The 20569-nt window shown below is 67.6% G+C and carries 9 protein-coding genes; 8 read left to right on the top strand and 1 reads right to left on the bottom strand.

Translation table 11 applies throughout. From position 1 onward, the window contains the following. Positions 1-4: 4 nt before the first annotated feature. From DFR24_RS07085 to DFR24_RS07050, 8 genes are read left to right on the top strand one after another with little or no spacing between them, the layout of a single operon-like run. Positions 5-8107: a type I polyketide synthase gene (locus tag DFR24_RS07085; RefSeq protein ID WP_246051540.1), complete on the top strand. Its 8103-nt coding sequence runs from the start codon at positions 5-7 to the stop codon at positions 8105-8107. Beyond that, positions 8104-12939: a type I polyketide synthase gene (locus DFR24_RS07080; protein ID WP_133880590.1), complete on the top strand. Its 4836-nt coding sequence runs from the start codon at positions 8104-8106 to the stop codon at positions 12937-12939. Before DFR24_RS07085 ends, DFR24_RS07080 begins: the two co-directional genes overlap by 4 nt. A 12-nt stretch (positions 12940-12951) precedes the next feature. Then, positions 12952-14553 (top strand): alkaline phosphatase family protein, encoded by a 1602-nt coding sequence (locus DFR24_RS07075; protein ID WP_133880589.1) that lies wholly within the window; start codon positions 12952-12954, stop codon positions 14551-14553. A gap of 23 nt (positions 14554-14576) precedes the next feature. Continuing rightward, entirely contained in the window at positions 14577-15368 is a 792-nt protein-coding gene (locus DFR24_RS25145; protein WP_281280145.1) for a CatB-related O-acetyltransferase, read from the top strand. A gap of 10 nt (positions 15369-15378) precedes the next feature. Further along, positions 15379-15663, top strand: a complete 285-nt coding sequence (locus tag DFR24_RS07065; RefSeq protein ID WP_133880588.1) for an acyl carrier protein — start codon at positions 15379-15381, stop codon at positions 15661-15663. 8 nt (positions 15664-15671) lie between these two features. Continuing rightward, on the top strand, positions 15672-16538 hold the full coding sequence (locus DFR24_RS07060) for an alpha/beta fold hydrolase (RefSeq protein ID WP_133880587.1): 867 nt from the start codon (positions 15672-15674) through the stop codon (positions 16536-16538). Continuing rightward, positions 16535-17479: an extracellular catalytic domain type 1 short-chain-length polyhydroxyalkanoate depolymerase gene (locus tag DFR24_RS07055; protein WP_133880586.1), complete on the top strand. Its 945-nt coding sequence runs from the start codon at positions 16535-16537 to the stop codon at positions 17477-17479. The genes DFR24_RS07060 and DFR24_RS07055 overlap by 4 nt, the downstream gene beginning before the upstream one ends. 8 nt (positions 17480-17487) lie before the next feature. Beyond that, positions 17488-18816, top strand: coding sequence for a hypothetical protein (locus tag DFR24_RS07050; protein ID WP_133880585.1), 1329 nt, complete (start codon positions 17488-17490; stop codon positions 18814-18816). Positions 18817-19135: 319 nt separating this feature from the next. Here DFR24_RS07050 and DFR24_RS07045 read toward each other — a convergent pair whose 3' ends face one another. After that, positions 19136-20410 carry an OmpA family protein gene (locus DFR24_RS07045; RefSeq protein WP_133880584.1) on the bottom strand — a complete coding sequence of 425 codons (1275 nt, stop codon included), beginning with the start codon at positions 20408-20410 and terminating at the stop codon, positions 19136-19138. Positions 20411-20569: the final 159 nt, after the last annotated feature.

Raw genomic sequence — 20569 nt, 5'->3', positions numbered from 1 at the left:
GACCGTGAATCCGACTGTGTTCGATGTGCTGGGTGTCGTTCCCGCCGACCTGTCCCATCCAGGGCTGGCGGTGGCCGTATCGCGTGCCGGTGGAATCGGAATCCTGGATCTGCAGTTCGCCGGCGACGAGACCCTTGCCGCGGCGAACTTCGAACGCCTGCTAGCCACGACCGAATCGCGCGTCGGATTGCGCTTCACTGCAGGATCGCTGCCACTGGCTCGACGCCTCCTCGCGTCGGCCGGTAACCGGCACCTGACCCTGGTGCTGGCGGGGCCGGCCGAGAGCTACGCGGAACTGCGCGCCCAGGTCGCGTCCGCGGTGCCCCACGACGTTCTCGGTGAAATTCTTCGCGCCGACGACGCCGCCATCGCGGAGTCGGCCTGCGACGGCCTGATCGCTCGCGGCAACGAGGCAGGCGGCTGGGTCGGCGACGACAGCAGCTTCATCCTGCTGCAGAAGTTGCGCGGCAAGCTGCGCAAGCGGCTGTTCGCACAAGGTGGCATCGGCGTGCGCAGCGCTGCGGCCTGCCGCGCGGCCGGAGCCGCCGGTGTGGTGGTCGACGATGCGTTGATGCTGCTGTCGGAGTCGCCGCTGCCGCTGGCGCTGCGGAACGAGCTGGCGCGGCTGAACGGCACGGAATGCCGTGTCTTCGGCGAGTCGCTGGGTCATCCGCTGCGCGCCTATGCGCGTCCGGGCAGCGCGCCGCTCAAGGCGGTCGAAGACCTGGCCCGGGAGGCCGAGTCCGGTGCCATCGACGGGGATGCCTGGGTCCACGGCATCGCGGCGAACTGTGGTTGGAGTGCCGACAAGGCGCTCCCTCTGGGTCAGGCCATCGGTCTGGCGGTGGGCGCGCGCGACGCGCACGGCAGTGTCGTCCGCTTCGTCCAGACGCTGCGTCGCCAGTCGCTGCGGCAGATCGATCGGGCGGCCGAACTCGCGTTCCTCGACGAAGGCGGCCCGCTTGCTGCGTCGCACCGCACCCGTTTCCCGGTGGCGCAGGGTCCGATGACCCGCGTTTCCGACAACGCCGCGTTCGCGGGCGAAGTGGCCCGTGGCGGCGCGCTGCCTTTCCTGGCACTTGCCCTGATGCGAGGCCCGGAAGTGGCCCAGCTGCTCGCGCAGACGCGCGAACAGGTGGGTGACGCGCCCTGGGGCGTGGGCCTGCTCGGCTTCGTGCCGCAGGCGCTGCGCGACGAACAGTGCGCCGAAGTCTGGAAGTGCAAGCCGCCGTTCGCGCTGATCGCGGGCGGTCGTCCCGACCAGGCGGAAGAATTCGAGAAGCGTGGCATCGCGACGTACCTGCACGCGCCGGCGCCCGCCCTGCTCAAGATGTACCTGGAACAGGGCGCTCGCCGCTTCGTGTTCGAGGGCCGCGAGTGCGGCGGACACGTCGGGCCGCTTGCGAGCTTCCCGCTGTGGGAGCAGATGATCGAGGTATTGCTCGCCCATGTTCCGGCGGGCGAGGAAAAGAAGATTCACGTGCTGTTCGCCGGCGGTCTGCACGACGGCCTGTCCGGCGCCATGGTCGCCAGCCTGGCGGCCCCGCTCGCCGATCGCGGCATGCGCGTCGGCGTGCTGATGGGAACAGCCTATCTGTTCACGCGCGAGATCGTCGCCAGCGGTGCCGTGGTCGAGGGATTCCAGCAGGCCGCTCTGCAGTGCGCCCGCACGGTCAATCTCGAATCCGGGCCGGGCCACGCCACGCGCTGCGTGGATACGGCATTCGCCCGCGATTTCCACGAGACCCGCCGACGGCTGATGCGCGAAGGTCGCAGCGTCGAAGAAATCCGCGACGAGCTCGAGGATCTGAACCTGGGTCGTCTGCGCGTGGCTTCCAAGGGTCGCGGTCGCGATCACGACGGCAAGCTGGTGGACATCAGCGCCGAGCGCCAGCAGCGCGACGGCATGTTCATGATCGGCCAGGTCGCCACGCTGAGGGATTCGGTGCTGTCGATCGAAGAACTGCACGGCGCGGTCTGCAACGGCGGTCAGCAGCTGCTCGAGCAGTCGCGCGAAGACCGCGCGCAGCGCGTCGAGGCGGCCAAGCCCTCGGACATCGCCATCGTCGGTATCGGCGTCACGCTGCCCAAGGCGGACTCGGCCGACGATTACTGGCAGATCATCCTGGATCGCATCAGCGTGATCCGCGAGGCGCCGAAGGATCGCTGGGACTGGGAACAGTTCTACGACGCCGACCAGAAGGCGCCGGACAAGGTCTACTCGAAGTGGGGCGGCTTCCTCGACGAAGTCCCCATCGATCCGATGCGCTTCGGCATTCCGCCGAAGTCGATGAAGTCCATCGATCCGTTCCAGTTGCTGGCGCTCGAAACCGCGTCGCGCACGCTGGCGGATGCCGGTTATTCCGACGGCCAGTTCGATCGCGAGAACACCTCGGTGATCCTGGGTGCGGGCGGTGGCGCAGGTGACCTGGGCGCGCAGTACGCGCTTCGCGCCGAACTGCCGCGCTTCGTCGAAAACCCTTCACCGGAAGTGTGGGATCGCCTGCCGGAATGGACCGAGGAGTCCTTCGCGGGAACCTTGCTCAACGTCGCCGCCGGCCGCATCGCGAACCGTCTGGATTTCGGCGGCCTGAATTTCACGATCGACGCCGCCTGCGGATCGTCGCTGGCCGCCATCGGCATGGCGGTCAACGAACTCGAGAGCGGCCGCAGCTCGCTGGTCCTCGCCGGCGGTTTCGACACCACGCAGTCCGCCTACGCGTTCACCGCGTTCGCCAAGACCCAGGCCTTGTCGCCGACCGGCAAGCCGCGAACCTTCGACCAGTCCGCCGACGGCATCGCAATCTCCGAAGGCGTCGCGATGATCGCGCTCAAGCGTCTGGCCGATGCCGAACGCGATGGCGATCGCATCTACGCCGTCATCAAGGCGACCGCCGGTTCGTCCGACGGTCGTGCGCTGGGGCTGACAGCTCCGCGTACCGAAGGACAGATCCGTGCGCTGAAGCGGGCCTATCGCAAGGCTGGCTTCTCGCCTTCGACGCTGGGCCTGGTCGAGGCGCATGGCACCGGCACGCCGGTGGGCGATCGCACCGAAGCACAGACGATTGCGCAGACGCTGCTGGACGATGGCGCCGCTCCGCGCACCGTGGCACTGGGTTCGGTCAAGACGCTGCTCGGCCATACGAAGGCCGCAGCCGGTGTCTCCGGCCTGATCAAGGTCGCACTCGCGCTGCATCACCGGGTTCTGCCCGCGCACTACGGCGTGGAGCGCCCGATCGACACGCTCTCCGACGCGCGTTCGCCGGTCTACCTGCTCAAGGAAGCCCGGCCGTGGTTGTCCACGCCGGATCATCCGCGCCGGGGTGCCGCGTCGGCATTCGGTTTCGGCGGAACCAATTTCCACGCCGTGCTCGAGGAATACCAGGGCACGGCGGCGAGCGCCGGCAGCAATCGCTGGCCGGCCGAGCTGTTCCTGTTCCGTGCGCCCGACGTCGCGTCGCTGCAGGCGCAACTCGAACGTCTGGTCCCGCAGGTGCAGCCGGGATCGCGCATCCGCCCCGGCGAACTCGCCGCCGCGCTCGCGCGCCAGGCGGAGTCGAACCTCGGCCAGGCGCTGGCGCTGGCGATCGTCGCCACCGACCTCAAGTCGCTGGCGGCCGATCTGGCTGCCGCGATCGCCCATCTGCAGGGCGGCACGCGGCCGCTGCCTGGCAATGTGCGGCTGTCGCGCAACGTCCCGGCTGCGTCGCCGGTCGTCGCGTTCCTGTTCCCCGGGCAGGGCGCGCAATACCTGAACATGGGCCGCGAGGCCGCACTGTTCTTCCCCGAAGTGCGCGAGGCCTTCGAGCTCGCTGATCGCTGCCTTCGCACCGCGATTCCGGAAGGGCTTTCGCGCTACGTGTTCCCGCCGTCGCCGTTCGACGCGCAGACCGAGACCGCGCAGCTCGCCGCCTTGACCGATACGCGCGTCGCGCAGCCGGCCATCGGCAGTGCCGCGCTCGGTTATCTGAAGCTCGCCCGTCGGCTGGGCCTGCAGGCCAGCGCCTGCGCCGGACACAGTTATGGCGAATACGCCGCGCTGATGGCGGCCGGCGTGCTGTCCACGGAAGATTTCCTGCGACTGTCGGCGGTTCGCGGCGCGGCCATGGCGGCGGCGTCGGAGTCCTCCGTTCCTGGCGGCATGGCGGCGGTGCAGGGCAGTCGCGAGCGCGTGCAGGCGCTGATCGGTGGTTTCGACGGTGTTCGCGTGGCCAATCACAACACCCCGGACCAGTCGGTGATTTCCGGTCCGCGGGAAACCCTGAACCGTGCGGTTCAGAAGCTGGAAGCAGCCGGCCTTCGCGCCACGCTGCTGCCGGTGTCCGGTGCTTTCCATACCGAACTCGTCGCGCCGGCCCGTGGCCCGCTGACCGAGGCGATCCATGCGACGCGTTTCAACGAGGCGCGCATCGACGTGTATTCGAATTCCAGCGGCGCGCCGTATCCGCGCCAGCCCGAAGCGATGCAGCGTCTGCTCGACGGACATCTGCTGAGCAGTGTCGAGTTCGTCACCGAAATCGAAGCGATGTATGCGGCCGGTTGCCGCGTGTTCGTCGAACTCGGCCCGAAGGGCATCTGCTCGAACATGGCGCGTCAGACCCTCGCGGGTCGCGATGCCGTGGCGACGTCTCTGGATGCATCGGGCGGCGGTCTGCGCGGCCTGTTGCTCGGGCTGGCGGACCTGTTCATCGCCGGCGTGCACTTCGAAGTGCAGAGCCTGTTCTCCGGCCGCGAGCTGGAACGGCTCGAGCTGTCGCGTCTGGCCGACTTCGCACGTCCGCGTGCGCTGCCGCGCCACACCTGGATGGTCAGCGGCGGTTGCGCGCGTGCCATCGATGATCCCGTCCACCGCACCGGCAAGAAGCCCGCGCTCACGCGTGCCGATGCCGAAACGGCGCGGGCAGCGATCGACGCCGCCGTCGAGGCGCGCGTGCGCGCGAGTCTTCCCGCGACCGGCGTCGGCGCGACGCCGTCGAGCCAGCCGGTCGCGCCGTCTGCATCGCTGACCAGCGAGGCGCTGATCGCCTATCAGCAGACGATGCGCCAGTTCCTGCAGTTGCAGGAGCGCGTGGTCAGCCAGTATCTCAACGGCGCGACGCCCTCGGTCCCGGTCGCCGGGATGATGGACGCCATGTCGATGCCCGCGATGCCGGCTCCCGCACCGGCACCGGTGGTGGCGCGCGTCGCCGCTCCCGTGGTCGTTGCAACGTCGATCGCCGTGCCGGTCGTACAGCCCGCGCCGATCGCAGTCGTCGCTGCGCAGCTCGACGTTTCGGCTCTGCTGCTCGGCATCGTGTCCGAACGCACCGGCTATCCGGCCGACATGCTCGGCATGGACGCAGATCTCGAGGCCGACCTGGGCATCGATTCGATCAAGCGGGTCGAGATCATCGGTGCGCTGCGCAAGGCGCTGGGCGCCGAAGCCGCCGGCACCGTCCAGTCGCGGATGGAACGGCTGACCAAGGCGCGTTCGCTGCAGGCGATCCTGAATGAGCTGGGACCTGTTGCGTCCGCTGCGCCTGCGGTGGCCGCACCCGCGGTGGTCGTCGTGGCGCAGCCGGCCGTCGCGCTGGATTTCTCGGCGCTGCTGCTGGGCATCGTGGCCGAGCGCACCGGATACCCGCAGGACATGCTGGGGCTCGACGCCGATCTGGAAGCGGACCTGGGCATCGATTCGATCAAGCGCGTCGAGATCATCGGCGCATTGCGCAAGTCTCTGCCCGCCGGCGTTTCCGAAGTCCTGCAGTCGCGCATGGAGGCGCTCACGAAGGCGCGCAGCCTGAGCTCGATCCTGGCGCTTCTGCCTTCTTCGTCAGCGCCGATCGCCGCCACGGTGGTCGTCGATGCGGTGCCTGCGGCAGTGGTCGTCGTGGACGCTCCCGCGTTGATCGACCTGAACAGCCTGCTGGTCGGTATCGTCGCCGAGCGCACCGGCTACCCGGCCGACATGCTCGGCATGGATGCGGATCTCGAAGCTGACCTGGGCATCGATTCGATCAAGCGCGTCGAGATTCTCGGTGCGCTGAAGAAAAGCCTTCCGGGCGCGCAGGGCGCTGCCCTGCAGTCGCGCATGGAAGTGCTGACCAAGGCACGCACGCTCAATCAGCTCCTCTCCGAGCTGCGGCATTCGGAAGCGGCGGTCCCTGCGGCTTCGGCCTCGTCGTCAAATACGCTGGCGACGTCCGCGGTGCAGGAAAGCGTCGCGGCACAAGCGGACGCAACGGCGGCCCCCTTGCCTCGATTCGTGGTCAAGGCGCGTTCCGCGCCGCGACTGCACGGCGAGGAACGACCCGATGGTCTGGTGCTGCTGCTCGGACCCAAGGGAACGATTTCCCGGCGTGTGCTCGAAGACCTGACGGCGCGCAAGCTCATCGCCGTGCATCTCGACACCACCGACGCGCAGGCTCTGCGCGCCGCCATCGAGAGTGCGCAGCAACAGCACGGTCCTGCGCGCGGCCTGCTGCATCTCCACGGACTCGAGGTCGGCGATGCCGCCGATCTCGCGGCCTGGCAGTCGATGTATCACCGCGACCTGCTGAGCCTGTTCCACGCGCTCCAGTGCATCGCCGAGCTGCCCAAACTTCGCCTGATCGCCGCCAGCCGCCTTGGCGGAACGTTCGGACGCGATGCGGTCGGGCAGGGCGGCGCCATCGCTGGCGGCGTCAACGGCATGCTCAATTGCGTCCGTTCGGAATTCCCGGGCTGTCACGCCCGCGCGGTGGATTTCGACGGCCAGACCGACGAGGAAATCGCCTCGCTGCTCGTGGCCGAACTGCTCACGCAGAGCGCCGAGCCCGAGGCCGGCTACATCGGCACCGAGCGCTTCGGTTCGGTGACGGTCGAAGAGGCATTGACGCCCAATCCGTTTCCGCAGCCGGTCACGCCGCAGAGCGGATGGGTGATGCTCGCCACCGGCGGTGCGCGTGGCATCACGGCGGAGATTCTCGAAGAGCTTGCCTGCCCCGGCATGCGGCTGGTGCTGGTCGGACGCACGCCCGAGCCGGGTGCCGAAGACGTCGGCCTGGCCGCGCAGGTGAGTGAAGCGGACGTGCGCCGGCATCTGCTGGCGGCCGCACGGCATCGCGGCGAGAAGCCCAGGCCGGTCGAGATCGATCGCGCGCTCGGCAGGGTGCTGACGGATCGCGAGATCCGCGCCAACCTCAAGCGCCTGCGGGCGACCGGTGCGGAAGTCGACTACGTGTCCTGCGATGTGCGCGACGAGCGCTCGTTCGGCGGGCTGATCGAAGGGCTCTACGATCGTTACAAGCGCATCGACGCCGTGATCCACGGCGCCGGCGTGATCGAGGATCGGCGGCTGGCGGACAAGACCGCTGAATCGTTCGAGCGCGTGATCGGCACCAAGCTGGATCCGGCGCACATTCTCGCCAAGCGCCTGCGCCCCGCGTCGCTCAAGCTGATGGCGTTCTTCACCTCGGTCGCCGGCCGTTACGGCAACCAGGGGCAGACCGACTACGCCGCCGCAAACGAAGCCCTGAACCGGCTCGCCTGGCAGCTTCACCGCGAGTGGACGCACACCCGCGTGATCTCGGTGAACTGGGGTCCCTGGGACGCCGGCATGGCGAGTGAAGGCGTGAAGCGCGCGCTGCGCGAGCGCGGCATGGAACCCATCCCGGTTGCAGCCGGCCGGCGCTTGTTCCGCGACGAACTCGAACATGGTCCGCGACACGAGGTCGAGCTGGTGGCGGGCCGTGGCCCCTGGGGCGAAGCGGCCGCCGAGGATCGTCGTCGTGGCTGGTCACTGGACGCGCTGCAGGTGGTGGCGGGCGGCGCGGTGACCGCCGAGCTTCGTCTCGACGACGCGGCAAGCGAAACCGACGGTGCTGCGCTCAAGGATGCGATGTCCCAGTTCGTCGCGCAGGCCTGGACGGGTTGGAACGTCGCCGAGTTGCGCGATGTCCGTCTGCCGGCCCAGCCCACGATGCGAGGCAAGCTGCGCGCGCGTGCAGCGACGCACTCTGAACCCGACGTTCAGGCCGTGACCGTGGAACTGGTGCAGAGCGGAAGCCGCAAGGTTCTCTCGCGTGCGACCGTGATCCTGCGTCCGCAATCCACGAGCACGACGCGCATCGCCCCGGCAGGGCCGTGAGCAAGCCGCTGCAGATCGCGATCGTCGGGCTGGCCGGCTGCTATCCGGCCGCGCCCGACGCGCGAACGTACTGGCGCAACATCCTGGCGAAGGTCGACGCGGTCGCGGATGCCGATCCCGAATGGGTCGGTCCCTACTTCGAGAAGGACACGACGGCCGACGATCGCACCTACACGATCAAGGGCGGCTTCCTGCGCGGCCTCGCCAAGGTCGATCCGCAATCGTTCGGCGTGATGCCCAGTGTCGCCGCGGGCAGCGATCCCGATCACCTGATCACGCTCAAGATCGCGCGCGATGCGCTGGCCGATGCCGGCTACCTGACTCGGCCGTTCAATCGCGAGAAGGCGGGCGTCATCATCGGCCGCGGGACCTACGGGAACCGGGCGCTGGGCGGAATGCTCGCGCGGGGTTTCTTCTTCGACCAGATGCTGGACATCGTTCAGCAGCTGCGCCCCGATTTCAGCGAGACCGACATGCGCGAACTGCGCGTGGCGCTCAAGCAGCAGCTCCCTCCGCACACCGGCGAGCACGTCGGCGTGCTGACGCCGAACGTCATCGCGGGCCTGATCGCCAATCGCCTGGATCTGATGGGTCCCAGCTTCATCGTGGACGCCGCCTGCGCCTCGACGATGATGGCGCTCGAATCCGCGATCCATGAACTCACGTCCGGACGCTGCGACCTGATGCTCGCGGGCGGCACGCACGTTCACACGCCGCCGCAGCTCTTCATCCAGTTCTGCCTGATCAACGCTCTATCGCGCGACCGCATCCGGCCGTTCCAGAAAGGCGCGGATGGAACGCTGCTGGGCGAGGGCGTGGGCCTGATGGTGCTCAAGCGCCTGGCCGATGCCGAGCGCGATGGCGATCGGATCTACGCCGTGATCCAGGGCATCGGCACCGCATCGGACGGAAAGGCCAAAGGCCTGCTCGCACCGCGCGTCGAAGGCGAGATCCTGGCCTTGCGGCGCGCCTACGAGAGTTGCGGCATCGATCCGCGCACCGTCGATCTGATCGAGGCGCACGGCACCGGCACCGCCGTTGGCGACAAGACCGAGATCGAAGCGCTCTCGACGATTTTCGGAGGGCGCGGCAAGGGACCGCAGATCGCCGTGTCGGCGGTCAAGTCCATGATCGGTCACTGCATGCCGGCCAGCGGTTCGGCGGCACTGATCAAGACCGCGCTGGCGCTGCATCACAAGGTGCTGCCGCCGATGCTGTGCGACGAACCGGACCCGCAGCTCGAGCTCGAAAAGACGCCGCTGTACCTGAACACCGAGGCACGGCCCTGGGTGCATGGACACGCGACGCCGCGCCGTGCCGGCGTCAACGCCTTCGGCTTCGGCGGCATCAATTCGCACGTGATCCTCGAGGAATATTGCGGCGCCGCGCGTTCCACGCAGGTGTCCGTGCTGCATGCACCGGGTGGCTCGGAGCTGGTCACGCTCGCGGCCGATTCGGCGCCCGAGCTGATCCGTCGCATCCAGCTGGTCCTCGTCCATCTGCGCAGCGAGCTGCCGCCCACGCTCGAAGAAGTCGCGCAGGCCTGTGCGGGTCTCTGGCATCAGGGCGCGCATCGCCTCGCGATCATCGCGGCGGATGCAGCGGAGCTCGCCGCCAAGCTCGACCTCGTGGTCAGCCGGCTCGAGACGCCGGCGCCTTTCCGCACCCGCAACGGCGTCCACTACGGCGCCGGCGCACCGGCCGGGAAACTCTGCTTCCTGTTCCCGGGCGAAGGTTCCCAGTACTCAGAGATGCTTGCGGATCTCTACATGAGCTTCCCGCAGGTACGCGACTGGTTCGACACCATCGAGCAGAACGCGCTCGGATCCGGCGGCGATTCGAGGGCCGCGATCCTGTTTCCGGCGCCGACGATGATCGATGCGGCGCGACGCAAGCAGATCGAGCAGCGCCTGTTCGACATGGACGTGGGTTCGGAGAGCGTCTTCGCAGCGAGCCTGGGCCTCTATTCGCTGTTCACGGATCTGGGAGTCGTGCCGTCGGCGATGCTCGGGCACAGCACCGGCGAGCACACGGCGCTGGCGGCGTGGACACGCGGCGATCGTGATCGCGGTCGCGTGCTCGACGGTATCCGCACGTTGAGTGCGATCTCCCGCCGGCTGGATCGCGAAGGACAGATCCTGGCCGGCACGTTGCTGACGGTCGGCGGTCTCAAACCGGCCGCACGCGAAGCCTTGCTGGCCGAGCGCAACGGCCTGGTGCTGGCAATGGACAACTGTCCGAACCAGGTCGTCCTGTTCGGTCCGGCGGAAACCGCGAGCGCCGTGCAGGAGCGCTTGTCGGCCCAGGGTGCGATCTGCGTCGCCCTGCCGTTCGGACGCGCCTACCACACGCCGGCGTTCCGCCCGATGGCGGACGCCATCCTCAATTACTACTCGAACGTCGAGATCCCTGCGCCGCTGGAGAAGGTCGAGCTGTACAGCGCCTGCAGCGTGGCGACGTTCCCGCGCGACGCGGCGGGCATCTGCACGCTCACCGCGCGGCAATGGGAAAGCCCGGTCCGCTTCACGCAGACGATTCAGCGCCTGTATGCGGACGGATATCGCGCTTTCGTCGAAATCGGTCCGAGCGGAAACCTGACCGCGTTCGTGTCCGACATCCTGCGCGGGCAGGGCGGCGTGCTGGCAGTGGCGAGCAACAACCGGCGCAAATCGGGAGCGAGCCAGTTGCACGCGGCGCTCGCCGAACTGTTCGTCGCAGGACACGCCTTCGATCCGCGGCGTCTCTATTCGCATCGCGGCATCGCGTCGGTCGACCTGCAGGCGCCGCCGCGCAAGCCGGGCCGTCCGATGCTGACCTTGCCGCTGTCGATGCCGACGGTGCGCCTGCCCGAGCGCTTCGCAAGGCCGCTTCCGAACGGCGTCGCCTCCAGCGTGCCGGCTGCGGGCGTCGCGCTACAGGAAGACGCCGCGTCGGCCGCCGCGCTGGCGTCGGCCGATCCGCGCGCCGCCGTGATGCACGCGCATTTCGCGCTGATGCGGGAATTCCTGGACAGCCAGGCGCGCGTCCTCGGTCTTGCCACCGCGGCATCCGTTCCGGTGCCGGCGTCGATCGTCGCCACCGTGACGAACAGCTTCGATCCTGAGTTTCCGTTGCTGGGCGTCGTCGTCGAGCGCAAGGCCGATCGCATCGTCATCGAGCGGCGCTTCGATCTGGCGAACGATCTGTTCCTGCTCGATCACGCGATTGGCGCGACGCCCTCCGCGCACGATCCGTCGTTGCGTCCGCTTTCGGTGGTCCCGTTCACGTTCAGCATGGAACTGCTCGCCGAGGCCGCAACCCGTCTCGTGGATCGCAGGGACCGGGTGCTGGTCGGCATCGACAACGCCCGCGGAAGCCGCTGGCTTTCGCTGGACGACGGCAGCGTGACCGTGCGGATCGTCGCCGAGCGCGCGCCCGGCGCCGACGTCGTGACCTGTCGCGTGTTCTGCCCCGGCGATTCCAAGCTGCCGGACGGCGTGCTCGTGTTCGAAGGAACGGTGCGGTTCGCTGCGCAGCATTCCGAAGCGCCGATGCCCACGCCGTGGCGAACGGAGGACAACCAGCCACCGCGCTGGCATGTCGACGGACAGATCTACCGGCACGGCATGTTCCACGGCCCGCGGCTCCAGGGCTGCAAGAAGGTGTTGCGCTGGGGCGCCGGCGGCATGGAAGCCGACCTGGGCACCTTGCCCACGCACGACTATTTCGCGGGGAGCCCCGCGCCGCGGTTCCAGTTCGATGCCGCGCTGCTCGATGCGGCAGGACAGCTCGCCGGCTTCTGGCTGCGCGAACGGTACGAGGACGTGCGCAACTGTTTTCCGTTCCGCGTGCGATCGCTGGAACTGTTCGCGCCGCCGCCGCCCGCGGGTGCACGCGTGACCTGCCGCGGCGGCATCCGCATGGACGGCGACACCCAGCTCGAAGCGCGCTGGGAACTGATCGACGAGGACGGCCGCGTGATCATGCGGGCCGAGGGTTGGGAAGACCGCGTCTTCGCAGTGGCCGATCGATTCTCGGCGTTCCGTGCGAATCCGTCGGCGTCGCCGCTGAGCGAACCGGCGCTGGCCACGCGCCTGCCGGCGGAGCTGTGCGTGCGTCACGTGGCACCGCTACCGTCGGGAATGCTCGACGAAGGCGGCGGCATCTGGAAGCGCGTGGTGGCACACATGTGCCTGACGCGGCGCGAACTCGCGCAGTTCGAAACCCTTCCTGCCGGCGGTGCCCGTCGCGAGGAATGGCTGATGGGACGCCTGGCCGCCAAGGACGCCGCGCGTGACTGGTATCGCTTGCGCGGCAACGCATCGCTCGCGCCGGCCGACCTGGAGATCATCTCCGATGCCGCCGGCCGCCCGCGCATCCACTGCGCGTCGGTGGCGACGCCCCCTCCGGCGATCTCGATCGCGCACAGCCGCGGTCATGCCTATGCGGTCGCCGGCGATCCTGGCGTTGCGCTCGGTATCGACTACCAGCGGCTGGAACACCTGCGCCTGGATGCGCTGATCCGCGGCGCGTTCAACACCGAGGAACGCGAGTGGCTCGACGCGTCGCACGACGCGGAGAACCTGCGCCGTGCCGCGGCGCTGTGGGCGTCCAAGGAAGCGGCGGCCAAAGCCGCGGGCACCGGACTCGCCGGCGGCCCGTTGGCCTGGGTCGTCGTGGCGGCGCGGCTCGACCGGCGTGCCGGCGATCCGACGGTTGCGCGCGTGCGACATGCAGGGCGTGACTACGATGTTGCACTTCACTTCGATCCGGACGGTGGCGCCGTGGTGGCGCTATGCGTGACCATGGCGGCCGAGCCGCTGCCGGCCCGGTCTCTGCCGACTTTTCCCTAGAACACCTACGACGTGACGAAAACTCTCTTTATCGGTTTGGACGGCTGCACGTTCACCGTCCTCGATCAGATGACGCGCGAGCTGCCGGGGGAGGGACTGACGATGCCCTTCCTGAAGTCGTTGATGGAGCGTGGCGTGCGCGCGAAGCTGCGCTCCACGCCCAATCCGCTGACGCCTCCGGCCTGGTGCAGCATCATGACCGGCAAGAATCCGGGCGAGCACGGCGTGTTCGATTTCATCCGCGCCGAGGACAAGGGCGGCGAAGTGTTCTGGACGCTGTACGACGCACGCGACATCGACTCCGAGACGATCTGGTCGATCTGCTCGCGCAAGAATCGCAGCGTCGCGGCGCTGAATTTTCCGCTGACCGCGCCGGCGCCCGAAGAGCTCAAGGGCTCGATCGTTCCCGGATTCATCCCGGCCAAGCATCTGCGGCGCAACACGCATCCGCGCGAACTGTTCGAGCGCATCAAGACCGAGATTCCGGGTTTCGATCCCAAGGAACTGGCCTGGGATTTCGACAAGGAAAAGCAGGCGATGGAATCCCTGAGCGCGGACGAGACCGCGAAGTGGGTTCGCTATCACCTGCCGCGCGAGGAGCAGTGGTTCCGCGTCGCCGAATTCATTCTCTCGAAGGACGCGCCGGAGTTGATGGCGGTCATGTTCGACGGCACCGACAAGATCCAGCACCAGGCCTGGCCGTGGCTGGACCTCGACCTGCTGCCGGCCAACCCGCAGGGCCACGACAAGGAAATGCGGCAGGTCTGCCTCGAATACTTCAGCAACCTCGACGGATACATCGAGAAGCTGGTGACGATGGCGGGTCCGGACACGCAGGTCTTCTTCGCCTCCGACCACGGCTTCACCGCGTCGACGTTCGTGCTGCGCATCAACACGTTCCTGGGCGAGAAGGGCTACCTGTTCTGGGCGCAGAACGACGGCAGCGACATGGCCGTGCGACGCGAGGCGTCGGATTTCGCGAACCTGGACTGGACGCGGACGACGGCCTACTGCCGCACGCCTTCGAGCAACGGCATCCACATTCGCGTCGCCGAGAAGCCGGGCGACCCGGGCATCCCGCCGGAATCCTATGTCGAGTTCCGCGACAGGCTGATCGCCGATCTACTCGCGCTGCGCGATCCGATCAACGGCGAGCCGGTCATCGTCGACGTTCTCAAGCGCGAGGACTGGTTCCCGGGCCAGCACATGAAGCGCGCCTGCGATCTGACGCTGGTGCTGCGCGATCACGGGTTCGTCTCCATCCGCAATTACGAGCCCTCGGTCGTGCACCGTCCGCTGGCGGTCGGCACACATCATCCCGATGGCATCTTCATGGCCTGCGGTCCGGGCATCCCCGCCGCCGGGATGGTCGACCTGCGCCAGATCGTCGATGTCGCGCCGACCTTGCTGTACAGCGCAGGCGTCGCGGTGCCGTCGGATTTCGAAGGACAGGTGCCGACGAGTTTCTTCACGCCCGAGCACATGGCCGCGCATCCGGTGAAGCAGGGCGCGCGCACGCGGCCGTCGCCGCGCCGTCAGCTCGAGCAGGAGATGGACGCCGGCGAGAAGAAGCAGATCCTCGAGCAGCTGCAGATGCTCGGGTACATGGAATAAGCGACTCGCCGCCCGTCCTGGCCATGTCCGCGCGCGAGTCCCGCATCGTCGACGCTGCCACGCTGCAGCGCCTCGGTCTGCAGATCGCCGCCGGCGATCCGGGGATCCGGGGCGAGCTGCGTTACGAGAATCCGGCGTGGATCTTCGGGCACCGCCTGAAGAACTGCTCGGTGGGCGCCTTCACGTTCTTCAATGCGGCGGGCCTCACCAGCGCGTACCGCGTGCAGTTTGGTCGGTACTCCCAGATCGGTGAGTCGTCGGTGATCGGGCCGCCCGAGCATCCCTACGACTGGTTCAGCAATCACCCGTTCGCGTTCACGCGGCCGAACCTGCTGCCGAGCATGTACGTGATGCCGGAGTTCGTGCGGCTGGCGCCCGAAGCGTCGGATGCACCATCGTTCGCGGAGGAAGCGCCGAACGACACGATCATCGGACACGAGGCGTATGTGGGCGTCGGATGCTTCGTCAAACGGGGCGTTCGCATCGGAGACGGGGCGGTCGTCGGCGCGCGCAGTGTCGTGACGCGGGATGTTCCGCCCTACGCCATCGCGGTCGGATCGCCGGCGCGCGTCATCCGGCTGCGCTTCGAAGACCGCATCGTCGAGCGGTTCCTCGCGCTCGAATGGTGGCGTTACGATCTGGCGCCGTTCAAGCAGCACGTGGACTTCGCGAAAGTGGAGGCCACGCTGGCATTCTTCGAGGAGCGCAAGTCGCTGGGCGAACTCCAACCGCTGCGGCCGGATAGCTACCGGATCACTCAATCGGACGCAGGGCTGAAGCTTCAACAGCTCGACCGACCGCTCTACTTCGCCTGAAGACGAACACATGAATTCTGCAAGTGACCGCTATCTGCAGCAGTTGTCGGCGCTGCTGAAGGATTTCACCCAGGACTGGGACAGCGCGACCGACGAACCCATCACGCGCGAGACGCGGCTGTTCGCCGATCTGAGCTTCGAGTCCATCGACATCATCCAGCTCATCGTCGCGATCCAGGAAGAAGTCGTGAAGCGCAACGTGCCCTTCGACAGCCTGTTGATGAAGGAGGGTCGCTATGTGGACGACCTCTCGGTCGGCCAGATCGCGGATCACCTCGCTGCCCAGGCCGGGTAGGGCCCGCAATGGGATACGCCGTCGTCAACGGCGCACGCCTCGCCTGGCAGCAGATGGGCGAGGGACCCGACCTGATCCTGCTGCACGGCGTGGCGGCCAGCCGCGCGTTCTGGTTCCCCGCCGCGATGGCGCTCAAGGCTCGATTCCGGATCACGCTGTTCGATCTGCGCGGCCACGGCTACAGCGAACGCACCGCGTCGGGATACGCGAGCCAGGACATCGGGCGTGATCTTCTGGGCCTTATGGACGCGCTCGGCATCGCGAGCGCCGACATCGTCGGACACAGCTACGGCGGCGGCGCCGCGCTCGAAGCGGCCGTGCTCGCTCCGTCGCGCGTCGGCCGGCTGGCCTTGCTCGATACGCGCGTACAGCAGCTTCAGCCGCAGATGCGTCTGCAGGATCTGGGAGAGCTGTCGCCGTTCGAGATCGCCGTTCTCGATCGCGCCGGCGGCCCCGCGCCGCTGGAGGGCGAAACGCAGATCGGGTTCCGTTTCCTGGAGGCCGCCGCCCGCCAGAAGGTGGCCGGACAGGAGTTCTCGGGCAGCGACGACTTCGTCCCGTTCGGCGAAGGCGGAGGCGCGTCGAAGACGGCCAATGCCTGGATCCGGCTGCTCGACGAGACGCGCGCGCGCGAAGAGTTCTGCCTGCCCGGCGCGACGGAGGTGCAGATCGGCGCCCTGCGCGTACCGACCCTGCTGATGTACGGCGAGCGTTCGCGCTGCTGGCCTTCTGCGCGCGCGCTGTCGCGCCTGATGCCGCACGCCAGGCTGGTGGAGATTCCACGCGCAGGTCATTTCTTTCCGTTAAGCGAGCCTAAGCTGACGCTCGGTTACCTTGGCGCCTTCCTCGAGTCGCCGCTGGAGTTGCCCGCATGAGTATTCGCCTTCGAAACTTCCGACGCGATTCCGTCCGGCCGCTGCTGGGCGTCCTGGCGCTGCTGCTGGCCGCACTGCTGGTTCCGCTGCCGGCACAGGCGGCCGGGTCGGTGGCCAGCGGCACGCTGAAGATCGGCGGGATGGATCGCACCTACCGCCTGTACGTCCCGTCGGGTTATTCCACGCAGAAGCCCGCGCCGCTGGTCGTGGCCATGCACGGCGGGCTGGGCACCGGCGAGATCTTCGCGTCGCAGAGCGGACTCGACGCGGTGGCGGAGAAGAACGGATTCCTTGCGCTCTACCCGGACGGCTACAAGCGGGGCTGGAATGCCGGCACCTGCTGCGGGCCGCCGATGAATGAAAAAGTGGACGACGTCGGCTTCATCAAGGCGCTGGTGGGCGAGGTCGGGCGCAAGTACAGCGTCGATGCCGGACGCGTGTACGGCACGGGCTTTTCGAACGGCGCGATGCTGGCGCACCGCATCGCCTGTGAGGCGCCCGATGTCTTCGTGGCGATCGCGCCGGTGTCGGGCGGCCTGATGACCGGTTCGTGCGCCTCGAAGCAGCCGGTGTCGGCGCTGCTGATCGGCGGGCTGCTGGACAAGAACATTCCCTGGGACGGCGGCACCTACGACGGCACCTATCGTCCGTCGGTGAAGGAGCTCGTGTCCTCGCTGTCGTCCCGCGACGGCTGCAGCGACAAGGAGAAGGTCACTTCGAGCGGGCCCGGCTTCGAATGCCGCACGCGGGAGGCCTGCCAGGGCCGGACCGAGGTGAGCTGGTGCCGGCTCGACACCGTCGGTCACCAGTGGGCGGGCGGAAAAACCTACATGCGCTGGCTGCTCGGCCCCAACACCGAGACCTTCAATGCCAGCGAGAAGGTCTGGACCTTCTTCAATCAGCACCAGCGAGCGGATTCCGCTGCACGTCGCACACCTTGAGATCGATCATGAAAGATTCGTTGCTGCGCACCGCGCTGTGGTTGTCGGCGGCCCTGCTGATCGCGGCTTGCAGTTCCAGCGAGGTGGCTGAAGGCGACGAAGACGAAGAGCCCGATGCGCCTTCGCCGATCTTTGCCGGCGCGCTGGAACGCGGTTGCGACTGGGCGTTGATCTTCGACGGCGACACCACGGGCGGCAACAGCGCATTTCCGGATCTCGGGGCGCGCTACTGGATCGCGGTGGTGACCGGCGACGTGCCGGACGGAACGCGACTGCGCATCGAAGGCGAGTTCCCAGATGCGCGCTACTCGGCGTTGCACATCTACACCGGCGGCCTGCGTGCGATTGCGTCGCTCGCCGACTACCAGCTCGTTGCGAGCAGCGGCGACAATCCCTTCCTCGACCAGACGCGACGCTCCGGCGCCGCTGCCGGCGGCCGCTACACCGCGTACGTCAACATCAACGAAACCCGGCCCGCGAATCCGCCGCAGAACACGATGTACCGGCCGGCGGGTCTGGCGGAAACCAATCTGGGCAAGCGTACGATGATCGCGTATCGCACCTATCTGCCCAAGGGTGGTGATCAGGGCGGCGCGCCGCTGCCGCGGCTTCGCCTGGAAACGCCCGCTGGCGAATTCGGCCTGAGCAACAACGCGGACGCGGAGGTCTGTGCCGGCATCGCGGCGAACCTGCGCAGGGACGGCGCACGCCTGCAGGGATCGGCGAATCTGCTCGATCCGACGCCTCCCCAGCTGCTGCCGACGTTCCGGCGCTTCGATGGCCTGCTCGGCACCGGCGAGCTGGGGCAGGGCGTCGGATACAACGAGCACAACGGCTTCCTCTACGCCAAGACCGCGGAAGGCTTCGCGCCGATCCTGGTCGTGCGCGGCAAGGCGCCGAGCTACACCACGCAACCGGATGGCATCCGGCCGCCGCAGGTGCGGTACTGGTCGCTGTGCGCGGCGGAGTTCAACAGCCAGAAGGTCGTGTCCTGCTCCAAGGACGAGGAAACGGCGCTCGACGACGAGGGCTACTACACCATCGTGGTCACGGCCGATTCGCGCCGACCGGACGTGCTGGATGGAACGTCGGGCTTCAGCTGGCTGCGACGCGGCAGCGAGCGCGTCGGCGTCGTGACGCAGCGCGAGCTGTTGGCACATCCAACGTATCTGCAATCCACGGTTGCCCTGGATGGGCTGTTGCCGATCGCCTTGCAGAAGGGCGTGTACATGCCACGGGCGACGTACTGTTCCGAGGCCGTGTTCGCCGGAGCCGTCGATGAGGGGCCCGCGGCGGCGTTCGAGGCCTGCGACGCCTCGCGACGGGTACTGCAGTAGGCGCTCGTAGCGCCGGGTCCGGACGGCCCGTCGAGTTTCGGATTTGTTGGGAAAAGGCTTTTGACGCAACGGAGCAGCGATTAAAGCTGCGACGGCGAAGGAATGTGGATAAACGCGCAGGTGAAGACGCCGTTCATTCCGTTTCTTCGTGTTTTTCTTTGCGTTCTTTCTTTTCCTTTGCGACCTTTGCGCTGAACGCTTTTCCCGCCGAACGCTTTTGCCCGCCGATCAGAATCCGAATCCTCGCCATCGGCGAAGAGCCATAAAAAAGCCCCGCCCGGAATCACCGGGCGGTGCTTTTTGACTCAGACGTTTCTGCTTACGGCGCGGCGTCGGCAGCCGGCGCTTCGGTGGTCACGCCGCCGTTGCTCTCCAGCACCTTGAGCTCTACGCGACGATTCAGCTCGCGGCCTTCGTCGGTCTCGTTGTCGGCGACCGGCTGGGCTTCGCCCAGGCCGACGGACGTCATGCGCGAACCGGCGATGCCCTTGCCCGCGAGGTAACGCGTCACCGTCGATGCGCGCTTCTCGGAGAGCTGCTGGTTGTAGCTGTCCGAACCCCTGGCATCGGTGTGACCGTCGATCTCGACCTTGATGTCGGGGCGCGCGGCCAGCGCGTCCGCCACCTGATCGAGGATCGTCTTGGCGTTGATCGTCAGCGACGACTTGTTGAACTCGAAGTTCACGCCGCGCAGCACGATGGTGTCACCGGTCTTGCAGCCTTCCAGGTTCAGCATCTTGTCTCCATCCGGGCCGTGGCAGGGCGGCGAAGGAGCCGGGGGCGGCACGGGCGGGGCTTCCAGCACGGGCACGACACCGACTTCCGGCGGCGGAGTCTCTGCGGGCGCGGCTTCCTGCTTCGAGCCGCTGAAGTAGAAGCGCACGCCGAGCATCGCCGAGTGCGATTCGTACTCGGTCTCGACGCTGCCGACGGTGCCGGGCAGCAGATCGAACTGGGCGTCGTCGCTCTTCAGATAGCGGTAGTCGAGTGTCAGGTCGAGACGATCGCTGAGCGCCCAGGCCACACCGGCGCCGAGCTGCCACGCGAAGACCGTGTCGTTGTCCTTGCCGAGGCGGTTGCCGTTGTAGGTCGCGTCCTTCAGTTCGAAGTCGATCATGCCTGCGCCGCCGCCGACGTAGGGGTTGATCGACGAGCTCGACTTCAGGAAGTCGATCCACAGGTTGGCCATGCCGGTGACGCCGTGCGTGGAGTCACCTTTCGACACCGCGCGCTGCTCGCGAGGGCCCAACAGGCCGTAGATGATCTCGCGCTGCTTGTCGACGTCGTTCGTGCGATAGGCGAACTCCAGTTCCGGACGGAACGGGCCCATCGAGTAGCCGAAGCGAAGGCCGGCGAGATAGCCGAGGTCGGACTGGATCCTGGTGAGCGTGGAGCCATCGTCCGGCGCCGGAACCAGGGGGCCCGCCGGTCCCGTGTAGTCGCTGATGTCGTACGACTGGTTCTCGAGGTCGTTCACACCCCCGAAGGCGCCGATGTAGAAACCTTCCCCGGCCTGTACTGCGAAGGGTGCCGCCGAACAGGCCGCACCCACGAGCGCGAACTTGCGCAGCGCGCTGAATCTGTCTCTCGCCATCTGAAAAAATCCCTTGAAAGTGAGTCTGGTTTTTTGAGTTTATGAGCCGCTGATCACGACTCTTGTTGAAGCCAGGCACAGCAGGACGATCGCATCTTCGTCCGGACCATCGAGGCTCATCGCGCTATCTAGCATGACGCGCGCATGTCCTGCCATCGA

This window comes from Panacagrimonas perspica, from assembly GCF_004364935.1.
Lineage (GTDB): Bacteria > Pseudomonadota > Gammaproteobacteria > Nevskiales > Nevskiaceae > Panacagrimonas > Panacagrimonas perspica.
Note: the sequence above shows the minus strand (reverse complement) of the source record. Positions and strands in the feature narration are given on the sequence as shown.